Origin of the sequence: Nonomuraea sp. NPDC005501, assembly GCF_040605905.1 — a bacterium.
GTDB lineage: Bacteria > Actinomycetota > Actinomycetes > Streptosporangiales > Streptosporangiaceae > Nonomuraea.
Window position 1 is genome coordinate 1 of sequence record NZ_JBEXDT010000165.1, and the last position, 10,334, is coordinate 10,334.

At 69.2% G+C, this 10,334-nt stretch carries 11 protein-coding genes; 6 read left to right on the plus strand and 5 right to left on the minus strand.

Annotated elements, in window-relative coordinates:
• Positions 1-300 (plus strand): hypothetical protein (locus tag ABZS51_RS41150; RefSeq protein ID WP_355453347.1); only part of this gene is annotated, 300 nt, incomplete at its 5' end.
• A gap of 61 nt (positions 301-361) precedes the next feature.
• Here the strand turns inward: ABZS51_RS41150 and ABZS51_RS41155 are convergent.
• Positions 362-1,255, minus strand: coding sequence for a hypothetical protein (locus ABZS51_RS41155; RefSeq protein ID WP_355453350.1), 894 nt, complete (start codon positions 1,253-1,255; stop codon positions 362-364).
• A gap of 242 nt (positions 1,256-1,497) precedes the next feature.
• Here ABZS51_RS41155 and ABZS51_RS41160 point away from each other — a divergent pair, with 242 nt between their 5' ends.
• From ABZS51_RS41160 to ABZS51_RS41180, 5 genes are all read left to right on the plus strand, one after another.
• Positions 1,498-1,839, plus strand: coding sequence for an STAS domain-containing protein (locus ABZS51_RS41160; RefSeq protein WP_355453353.1), 342 nt, complete (start codon positions 1,498-1,500; stop codon positions 1,837-1,839).
• A gap of 106 nt (positions 1,840-1,945) precedes the next feature.
• Positions 1,946-3,067: a glutamate--cysteine ligase gene (locus tag ABZS51_RS41165; protein ID WP_355453356.1), complete on the plus strand. Its 1,122-nt coding sequence runs from the start codon at positions 1,946-1,948 to the stop codon at positions 3,065-3,067.
• A 739-nt stretch (positions 3,068-3,806) separates the two neighbouring features.
• Positions 3,807-4,187 carry a hypothetical protein gene (locus ABZS51_RS41170; RefSeq protein ID WP_355453359.1) on the plus strand — a complete coding sequence of 127 codons (381 nt, stop codon included), beginning with the start codon at positions 3,807-3,809 and terminating at the stop codon, positions 4,185-4,187.
• Positions 4,188-4,211: 24 nt separating this feature from the next.
• Positions 4,212-4,391 carry a hypothetical protein gene (locus ABZS51_RS41175; RefSeq protein WP_355453362.1) on the plus strand — a complete coding sequence of 60 codons (180 nt, stop codon included), beginning with the start codon at positions 4,212-4,214 and terminating at the stop codon, positions 4,389-4,391.
• Positions 4,392-4,570: 179 nt separating this feature from the next.
• The gene (locus tag ABZS51_RS41180; protein WP_355453365.1) at positions 4,571-5,005 is read left to right on the plus strand and encodes a DUF6196 family protein; all 435 of its coding nucleotides are present in this window, start codon (positions 4,571-4,573) and stop codon (positions 5,003-5,005) included.
• Between the two features lie 474 nt (positions 5,006-5,479).
• Here the strand turns inward: ABZS51_RS41180 and ABZS51_RS41185 are convergent, their stop codons facing one another.
• From ABZS51_RS41185 to ABZS51_RS41200, 4 genes are all read right to left on the minus strand, one after another.
• On the minus strand, positions 5,480-5,836 hold the full coding sequence (locus ABZS51_RS41185) for a nuclear transport factor 2 family protein (RefSeq protein WP_355453368.1): 357 nt from the start codon (positions 5,834-5,836) through the stop codon (positions 5,480-5,482).
• A 444-nt stretch (positions 5,837-6,280) separates the two neighbouring features.
• Entirely contained in the window at positions 6,281-6,499 is a 219-nt protein-coding gene (locus ABZS51_RS41190) for a hypothetical protein (RefSeq protein ID WP_355453370.1), read from the minus strand.
• A 55-nt stretch (positions 6,500-6,554) separates the two neighbouring features.
• Positions 6,555-7,715 carry an epoxide hydrolase family protein gene (locus ABZS51_RS41195; RefSeq protein ID WP_355453373.1) on the minus strand — a complete coding sequence of 387 codons (1,161 nt, stop codon included), beginning with the start codon at positions 7,713-7,715 and terminating at the stop codon, positions 6,555-6,557.
• Positions 7,716-7,776: 61 nt separating this feature from the next.
• Positions 7,777-9,990, minus strand: a complete 2,214-nt coding sequence (locus ABZS51_RS41200) for an HAD-IA family hydrolase (protein ID WP_355453376.1) — start codon at positions 9,988-9,990, stop codon at positions 7,777-7,779.
• Positions 9,991-10,334 lie beyond the last annotated feature (344 nt).

Genomic DNA, 10,334 nt, shown 5'->3' on the forward strand with positions numbered 1-10,334 from the left:
CTCGGGGACGGTCGCCGCCTGGTACTGGCGGGCGCCCCGTACGCCATCGGCGCGGGCGACGGCGACCCGTCGGCGTTCGAGCGGATCCGCGCCCGCCAGTACCAGGCGGCGACCGTCCCCGAGCCGCTGGGCGCGCAGGGCCACCAGATCGTCGACGAGCTGAACCGGGCGTTCGCCGGCGTACCGCCGAGCGGCTACGTCCCGCCCGTCCACCTGACGACGGCGACCAACGTGGGCACCGCCACGTCCTGGGACCCGCCCGGCTACCAGGCCGCCTACGAGAGGATCTGGCGGCCTTAGCGGTCCGGCACCGGGTGCCCCGGCGACGGCGACGCGGCAGGCGCGTGCGAGGGACAGCGGTTCACCCCCACACGAGGTCCACTATCGACCCCGCGATGAACAGAACCAGGGCCGCCCATTTCACCGGATCGCCGGTGGCCTGCCGCCCGAGGAGGAACAGGCCCCAGGAACTCAGGACCCGTACGGCGGCCACGGTCACGCGCACATGGGTGTTGATTCTGACCCGCCGATGTTGCAGGGCCATCGCGAAGGCGCTTCCGGCGACGAAAACGGCCCACCCCACGACTGCCGGGATGACCTGTCGCAGGGCGAGGAAGAAAGCGGCGACCCCTGCCGCACCGACCGTAACCATCAAGGGAATGACGCAGCCGGACAGACCCCCATCGGGGCCGTACCTCCTGTGTTGCGCGGCCAGGAAAGAATGCGCCTGGTCCGACAAGCCGAGCCGGCGAGCGACCTCCTGTACGGCTGACGTCTCGATGAATATCGCCTGGTCAGGGCATATGCGTTCGTCGTGCTGCTCGCTGCACGGGCATTCCGCTCTGATTCGGGTGCTCGCCCGTTCGATGAATTCCTTGACATCGGCGGCGGACAGCAGCGGCGGCACCGCCGCGGGTGGAGAAACGGAGAACCGATACCCCTTGACATGAGGAATGACAGATCCGTTGACAGGAATGGTGCCCGGGACGACGGGGGCCTCGATCGGTGCGCCCAGGATCGTCTCGGCCAGCTGTTTCGGCAGGTGGTCGTACTTCGCGAACTCCCGGATCTCACGAAGTAATGCGCGTTGTCGCGTCGCCCGCTTGTGGGCCCTCCGTAACCGCTCGCGACCTACGAGATCGAGTGCGACCGCCAGTCCGGCGAGAAACTGGAGCAGCTTTCCCGACTTGGCCAACCACCACGCCGCCGGATGCTCACCCGATGCTTGTGACAGTCCATACAGAAAGGTGGACACGCCGTCGACCTTACCCAGACACGCCCGCCGCGCCTCTTGATCTGCCCCCTACGGGCGTCTCCGGGAGCGGCTTCCGGCGGCCTCGGTTCCACCGCCCGCCACGGGGGTTCGTGGGGACCGTCGGCCAACGGAGGCGCGAATTTTACGGATCCGAGGGTGACAGCTGGGAGACGAATGTGGTGGCCTGCGGTGCAACGCAGCTTTTGTCGAGTCCGCGCCGGCCGATCCATCTGGAGGATGCGATGGAGTCGCTGAACGTCACCGTGGAAACCGAGACCAGGCGCACCGTCGCGCACCTGCAGGGTGAGATCGACCTCGCCACCGCCGAGCTTCTGAAGAAGAGCCTGAACACCATGATCGAGCACCAGTCCGTGTCCGCGCTGGAGGTCGACCTCAGCCAGGTGTCGTTCATCGACTGCTCCGGGCTGCGCGTGCTGATGGCGCTCAAACGATCGTTGCAGAGCAGGGGCGGCACCCTCAGCCTCGCTCATCTCTCCCCGTCGGCCGAGCGGCTGCTCGCCGCCGCGGGGCTGGACGACCATCTCTCGGCGCGCGAGCGCCGCGGCCCGCTCACGCCGGCCTGACGCCCCGGCGCGGAAGGGGGCGCACGCCAGGGCGAGGTGCGAAAGCCGCATTTTCGGGGAGATGACCGGCGCAATGACACGCCGACCAACCCCAGGAGTGGCCCCCATGACGAGTTCCGCACGTGAGATCGCCGTCGGAGTCGAGGAGGAGTTCCACATCGTCGACTCCGGCACCCGGCACCTGGTCTCCCGGTCCGGTGCCCTGCTGGAGCGGTTGCCGGAGGACCGGTTCACGCGGGAGCTGCAACGGTCGGCCGTGGAGGCCAACAGCAAGCCCGTCACGGGGCTCCAGGACCTGGCGCGGGACCTGATCGAGCTGCGTTCGACGCTGACGGGCGTCGCCGACGAGCTGGGCCTGGGCATCGTCGCGGCGGGCAGCGTGCCGCTGGGCGACGCGGACCGGATGAAGGTCTCCCCCGATCCCCGTTACGAGCAGATGCTCGACGACTACCAGCTCCTCACCCGGGAGCAGCTCATCTGCGGCACGCAGGTGCACGCCGAGGTGGCCGACCGCGACCTGGCCGTGCTGGTGTCGCACCGGGTGACGCCGTGGCTGCCGCCGCTGCTCGCGCTCAGCTGCAGCTCGCCGTACTGGCTGGGGGCGGACACGGGGTACGCGAGCTACCGCACGATGGTGTGGCAGCGCTGGCCCACCGCCGGGCCGATGAGCCGGTACGGCTCTGCCGCCGAGTACGAGGGGATGGTGGAGGACCTGGTGCGCTCCGGGGTGATCAGCGACCCGGGGATGATCTACTTCGACGTCCGGCCGTCGGCGCACGTGCCGACCGTGGAGCTGCGGGTCTGCGACGCGTGCCCGCGGGTGGACGACATCGTGCTGATCGCCGGGCTGTTCCGGGCGCTGGTGGCGCGGGAGCTGGAGGCCGCCCGGCGTGACCCGGGAGGCGAGGTGCAGCTGGAGCCGGTGCGGGCGGCGACGTGGCAGGCGGCGCGCTCGGGCCTGGAGGGCGAGCTGGTGGACCCCGTCGAGGGCACGCCCCGGCCGGCCGGGGAGGTGGTGCTGCGGCTGGTGGACGACCTGCGCCCGTACCTGGAGGACGCGGGTGACTGGGAGCTGGTGTCGGGGCTGGCGCGGGAGGCGACGGCGCGCGGCAGCTCGGCCGCGCGCCAGCGCGAGGTGCTCGCCCGGCGGGGGCGGATGGAGGACGTGGTGGACTTCCTGGTCGCGGAGACGCGGGCCGGCGCGGCCGTCCTGACGGCGGACGCCTGACCACCCGCGCCCCGGTTCGCGGACGCGGTTGCCGACGTCGGTGGGAGGGCGGCGGCGGGGGTCGGGCTCGGTCCTCGGACACAAACCTTGTGCACACGTGGAGGCTAGGGGCAACCTGAGCCTCCACGAGTCGTTTCTGGGGTCGGTACGTCAGTCGCAGCCCGATCTGGGCGTACAGCTCCGCCTTGTCCAGCGGATCGGCCTCCCGGATTACTCGCGCCAAGTCCCCGAGTGCGGTTATCACTACGCGAATCTCCTCTCGCGGCATACGCCACCTCCCAGTCCCTCGGCCGCGACTCGGGGAGTCGTTTCGCCTCTGGGCAGCACGACTCCATGAGGGCGCGATCTGGTAGACAGCAGCGTCATGGAGGCTGCGCGGATCATCAGCACCGCCGACGAGCCAGGATCGACACCAGCGCGAGCCGTGCCGCCGACAGGGCGGGCTGCCCGCGAGTCTAGAACGCTTCGGCGAAGTCCTCACCTTCGAACAGCACTCCCAGCTCGTCACGGATCCTGATCGTCATGGGGCCGCTTTGCCTTTGTCTCGAACGGTCTTGGCTTCAGCCGAATGAAATCTCTGACCTCAGTTGGCGATCTATACGATGTGACGTGAACGAGTATTAGCCAACCGAGCCCGTCAGCTCGTGGCGGCGTGAGGAGCGTTGGTGTCGGGATGACGGGGCAGACGGCGAAGATCGAATCGCGTTGTGGTGGTTGCGGGGGCACCTTGGTCCGCCAGGTGAACCAGTTCATCGACTGCGGGCAGCTGTGGTGGGATGCCGAGGTCTCCTGCAGGACCTGCGGTGCTGGCTGGTGCGAGCACTCAGGCCCGGGCAAGGCGCCGGAGGATGTCCGCAGTGCCCTGCTGGCGGAACATGGGCCGAGCCGGTTGCGTGTGGTCGGTCCGGCGCCGAGCCCGGTCTCGGTCTTGAAGGTTCTGCGGGAGGTCTGGGGGGTGTCGCTTCCCCAGGCTCGTGAACTGGCCGACGAGCTCACTGACACCGGCTTGGTCGGGACGCTGGCGGAGATGGAGTTTCTGAAGACTCGGCTGCGGAGCCGTGGCGTCGCCGCCGAGGTGAGGTCGAATGCTGGCCCGGAGGGTGAGTGGATTCCCTCGTAGCCAGTCTTTGATCATTCGCCAACAGTGTCCTCCTCGGAGGTGGACGAGGGCCGCCTGGTCTACGAGAGCGCCTTCGAGGTCGGCGCCGCGGTGACCTCCGACGGCGGCAAGCTCATGAAGCGAGGTCACGCCAGCAGCGAGATCTGGAACGCCGCCGTCACCGGTCCGTCGTTCCTGCGATCGGCCGGTCACCGTCGATCTTGAGAATGTCAGAGCATACCTGGCTCGCCGTGAACGCGACGGGAATCAGCACGTCGGCGACGGAATCAGCACGTCGGCGACGATGTTGTGAAGATCGTCGCCAGGGCCGGGAAGCCTCCTACCCAGGCGCGACCGCCAAGATCTCAGAGTGGATCAGCCACCTGGAACGAGGAGACCCACCCATGGTCAGCGTCAGCGTGGAGACTGCGGAGCAGACGGAAGCACGCCTACGACGCGTGATCGCGGCAGCCCGGCTCGTCGTGCACAACGGCGTCTGGTGTTTCCAGGAGTCTCCGGCCGACCGCCCACCAGCCCTTACCGGTGACACACTGGCGGTGGTCCGGGACAACGAGAGCTGGAGCGCCTTGATCCCGTTCGCCCAGGAGCACGACGGCGTCGAACAATTCGGAGTCTTCTCCTTCCATTTCCCCGCCGACCTGGACAACAGTGGCTTCGTCGGCTGGCTGGCCACCCGTCTCAAAGTTCAGCTGGGGACCGGCGTATTCGTCATCTGCGGCAGCAACCGTGCCAGGGGAGGAATCTACGACTACTGGGGCTGCCCCATCGACCTGGTGGATGACGCTCTTGCAGTCATCAAGGAACTACGTGGCGACTGACAGTGATCCTTCGTGCACTCGCATCAGGCCATCGGGAGCGGGCTGCACATACGCGAGAAGCTGACCGCCCGCATCGACCCCCGCTGGCAGAAACCGCAGATACTTCGGCCGCGACAGCGCGCCCACGATCGTCGGCGGCAACCCAGTCCTGCAGGCAGCACCACGACAGGAACTCCCCGACCGTCGCCGTGACCGCATTCGCGGTGGCTGGATCACGGCTACGAATGGGTGGGCGTCCACTGCGCGCCGGCGGTGTGGCAGGTCGACGGTGAGGCGGAAGCGCCGGCCGTCCCAGCCTCTCTGCTGCAGGACGTGCAACCCGTCGACGGGCATCTACGTGGTGGCCTGCCTGGAACGGATGGGGCTCCGGCGTCTGGATGGCGGGAAGGACCCGGATTTTCTTGACGGCCCCGTACCTGATCTCGACGGCATGACAAGAGGCCAGAAGAGCCGTTTTCATCATGACGAGTTGGATCATTGCTGTGGGCCTGCATAGAAGGCATTGACGCGGGCGGCGTGACCGTGCTGGTCCAGTTCGACGACATCGAGGGCACGGTTGCCGTTCTCACGTCGGTAAAGCAGTGCGTAGCCGCCCGGGCTGGTCAGCAGCGCTTCCTCGGTGAAGGTCAAACCCGGGGCCAGTTCCAGTCCGAGCTCGAAGTGCCTGCGCAGCTCTGCCTTGCCATGCAATCGGCCATCGGCACGTCCCCAGCGGCGCACCACGGTAGGGGCGACAAAGTCCACGTTCTCCGCGTAGCAGGCCAAGATCGCATCGAGATCGCGTTGCTTCCACGCTGCCAGCCATGCGTCGGCATGGGCTCGAAGATCCATAGCTCAGTCTCCTACGGGTGCCTGCGTGACTCGACGGGGCCAGTTACTGGAGCATTCGCCCCCACCACCCGGTCGCCAACGAAGTCCGGGAACGGGGTCCACTGCCGCAGGCGGCAGACCGGACCGGATCGCTGAGGCGTTCCTGGCCAGGCGGGACGACGGCCTGCCGGTGTCCGGCGAAGGTCAGAACGCGCGAGCGGCGCGTGGCGGTTTCCTGCCCAGGTCGGGCAATGGCGGCTGTGTCGATGGTCAGTGGACTGGCGCCGTAGACGTTGGAGAGCCTGATTCGTTCGGTGGTTCCGCCGGCGCTGAGTCGGATGATCTGCCGCAGGGTGCTTTGGCCGGCGAAGCCTCCCGGGACCAGTTGGGCCGTACCAGGAGGTGCCGGGACGGCGGGCTGGGCAGGGGATGGCGAGCTTGCGCATATGTGGGCCTTCCGACAGGTCAGCGGTCTTGACGGCAGACAGGTCGAACTCGAGCGTGTGCTCCTCGGAGATCATCGCCTCGGTCGGTCTCCAGCACGGCGTCGTAGGTGATGCCGAAGTCCTTGCGGTTGATCACCGTGCTGCCTCCGAAGCCGACCCGGGTCAGTTCCTGGGTGTCGACGGCGGTGCCGGTGTGGTCGAGGAGATGGTGAGCTGAACTGCTTCGGTCGAGCCCCATGGATCCCAGCGGAGGCCCGCGGCGGTAGGCGTTCGCCACAGCAGCTGTTGTGCGGTCAGCGGAGCATGCGGAAGAAGGTCCGTAGTTCCTCGACGAACAGGCCGGGTTGCTCGAACGCGGCGAAGTGGCCACCCTTGTCCGGTTCGTTCCAGTGCAGGATGTTGGCGAAGCGTTTCTCGGCCCACCGCCGGGACGGCCGGGGGTTCTCCTTGGGGAAGATCGAGCATCCTGCCGGGACGGTCACCAGGTCCGTTGTCTCGGTGGTGAAGAGCCGTTGGACGGGCTTGAAGCTCTCCCAGTAGAGCCGGGCGGCGGATGCGCCGGTGCCGGGTAGCCAGTAGAACATGAGGTTGTCGAGGAGTTCGTCGCAGGTGAGGGCGTTCTCGGGGTGGCCGTCACTGTCGGTCCAGGCGCGGAACTTCTCGATGATCCAGGCGCACAGCAGTGCCGGTGAGTCGAGGAGTCCGTAGCCGATGGTCTGTGGCCGGGTGGACTGCTCCAGTGAGTATCCGTCCTCGCTCTCCTGGCCTCGTTCCAGGTCGGCGATGGCGGCCTGCTCGGCGGCGGTGAGGTCGTCGAACGTGGCCGGATCCGGGGCCGCCAGCGGCGGGACGAGGTGGATGCCTGCCACGTGGGCGGGATCCCGCAGGCCGATGAGCGTGGTGATGGTCGTGCCCCAGTCGGAGCCCTGTGCGCCGTAGCGGTCGTAGCCGAGGCGGGCCATCAGCGTGATCCAGGCGTCGGCGATCCGCTCGACGCCCCAGCCACGGTGGTCCGGTTTGTCGCTGAAGCCGTAGCCGGGCAGGGATGGGCAGACGACGTGGAAGGCGTCGCGGGCGTCGCCGCCGTAGGCGGTCGGGTCGGTGAGCGGTCCGACCACTTTGAGGAACTCCACGATCGAGCCCGGCCATCCGTGGGTCAGGACGATCGGCATCGCGTCCTGGTGTGGCGAGCGGACGTGAAGGAAGTGGATCCCGAGGCCGTCGATGGAGGTGCGGAACTGCGGCAGCGCGTTCAGGCGCCGTTCGGTGGCCCGCCAGTCGTACTCATCGGCCCAGTACCGGCACAACTCTCGCAGGTAGCCCAGCGGGACGCCCTGCGACCAGTCCTCGACCGTCTCCTTCTCGGGCCACCGCGTGCGCCGCAGCCGTTCGCGCAGGTCGGCCAGTACGGGCTCGGGGACGTCGAGACGGAACGGGGTCACATGGTCGGACATGCTGCCTTCCTCGTCGGATCATTCGGTGATGAGCATGGGAGCGGCCTCCGGCATGTGGCGGTCATTCTCCGGCCAGGAGGAGCGCCTGCTGCGGCGCGAGGCGTGCGTAGCCGGTCCTGGGCCGGTCGGGGGTGACGCCGGGATCGTCGGTGTCGAACACCGCTGGGGCCGGCAGGTGCAGATCGGCGACAGGGGTGTCCCGGAGGTTCGCCACCGCCCAGAGTGCTCCCCGGCGGTAGGCGGTCACCGGTGCGGTGAGCCTGACTCTGCGCACGTCGTCGGTGGCGGCCAGCACGTGCGTCAGCCGGCGCCTGGTGGCCAGCAACCGGCCGAGGGTGTTCAGGTGGGATGTGGGGTCGTCCTGCTGTGCCGCAACGGTCTCGCCGTCGCCGCGCGCGCCGTCGGGAAGCCAGGGGTGCCCTGTGGTGAACCCCAGCCCCGGGCCGGGCCGCCACGGCATGGGGGTGCGCGCGACGTCGCGGCTTTCCTCCGGCTGGGCCGCGCCCAGCGGATCGGCGCCGTGGCCGGGCGACACCCGCCCGTCACCCAGGCCGAGCTCCTCGCCCTGGTACAGCCAGAAGGTTCCCGGCAGCAACGCCATGAGCGCGTGCAGCGCCAGTGAGCGGCGCCTTCCCCGCAGCCCACCGCCGAACCGGGTGACGGCGCGGGAACGATCATGGTTGCCCTGCACCCAGGACAGCCGCGGCGACGCCAGCACAGCGCTCTCGATCATGGTGTCGATCCGGTCGGCGTCCCAATCGGTCTCCACCAGCCCGAACCAGAACGACGAGTGCAGCCGCTCGCCTTCCACGAAACGCGCGAGCGCCCGGGGATCGAGCTCGTAGACCTCGCCGACCAGGAAGGCGTCGTGCCGGTCGGCGATCCGCCGCCACCGCTCGTGGATGGCGTGCACGCCGGGCTGGTGGATGTCATGGCGATGCTCCTGGCGGCGCCAGTCCATGGTCACCCCACGTGCCGGCAGGATCCGGCCGGCGGGCAGCGGCGGGTTGTCCCGCAGGCCCGCGTCCTTGACGAGGTAGCCGGCGGTGTCGATGCGGAAGCCGTCCAGCCCGCGGCTCAGCCAGTACTCGGCGATCGCGTCGATCTCGGCCGCCAGCGCCGGGTTGCGCCAGTTCAGGTCGGGCTGTTCGGGACGGAACAGGTGCAGGTAGTACTGGCCGGTCGCCGGGCTGAACGTCCAGGCGGGACCGCCGAAATGGGACAGCCAGTTGTTGGGCGGGCCGCCGTCCGGGGCCGGGTCGCGCCAGATGTAGTAGTCGCGGTGCGGGTCGGCCGCGCAGGCGGAGGCGGCGACGAACCATGGGTGGGCGTCGCTGGTGTGGTTGACAACCAGGTCGCCGATCACCCGCATGCCGCGCCGGTGCGCCTGCGCCAGCAGCCCGTCGAGGGCCGCCTGCCCGCCGAACGACGGGTCCACGGCCCGGTAGTCGGCGATGTCGTAGCCGTGGTCCCGCATCGGCGAGCGGTAGAAGGGCGTCAGCCACACCACCTCCACCCCGAGCCGTTCCAGGTGGTCCAGCCGCGCGCTCACCCCGGTCAGGTCTCCCCAGCCGTCACCGGTGCTGTCCGCGAACGACGGAAGGTACACCTGGTAGCCCACGGCGTCGCGCCACCACGGCCGGACCCGCGAGCGCTGCAGCAGGTGAGCCAGCCGGCCGAGGCCGGGCAGGGACAGGTCGCCGTCCAACCCCCGCAGGGCCGCGGTCGGCATGCCCGCCGCCCGGCCCGCGGCCAGCCCGGGCTCGGAGTCCTCCACCACCAGGCAGGCGGACGGTGCGACGCGAAGTCGGCGCGCGGCCTCCAGGTAGCCCTCGGGATCGGGTTTGCCCGCCCGTACGTCGTCGATCGTCAGCAGGACGGGCGGATCGATCCCCGCCGCGTGCAGGCGTGCCTTCGCCAGCCGTCCGTCGGCGCTGGTCACCACAGCCCACGGCAGCTGGAGCCGGTCCAGCGTGGCGAGCAGGAGGCGCGCGCCGGGCGCCGCCGTGACGTCTGCCAGGTCTTCGTACTGCAGGGCGTGCTGCCGCTGCGCCGCCGCCATGACGGCCTCGTCGTCCAGGGCGGGAAGCAGCCGCCGCACCGTACGCGCGGCCGGGCTTCCATGAGCGATGTCGAGTACCGCGCCGGGGTCGACGCCGTACTCCTTGGCCCAGATCGACCAGGCCCGCTCGACCGAGGCGTCGGAGTCCACGAGAGTGCCGTCCATGTCCAGCAGGATCGCTTCGATCGCCGCGAGATCCGTTCGTCGTGTCACAGCGTCCTCCTACGATTAAACTCGTGCATCGAGCATAAAGAAGGGCGACAACACATGGCAACCCCACGCAACCGGGCCAGGTCCGTGCGCGCCACGGATCTCCGCTGGCGCAGCGCCTTGGCCGTGCTGGACGAGATGCGCCGCGAGCCGGGTGTGACCGCCCGGTCGGGCCGGACCGGGCGCTCTGCCGTGATCGCTCATGGTGGATCAAGAGGCGGCTGGAGCACCTGCGGACTGTGCCGCCGGATACTCAGCCGGTGGTCGCGCGGGACGGCTCGGGTCGCTCGGTGCCGGGGACGTCGCGGCGCAGGCGTGGCAGGGTGAGGGTGATGAGCAGACCGGCG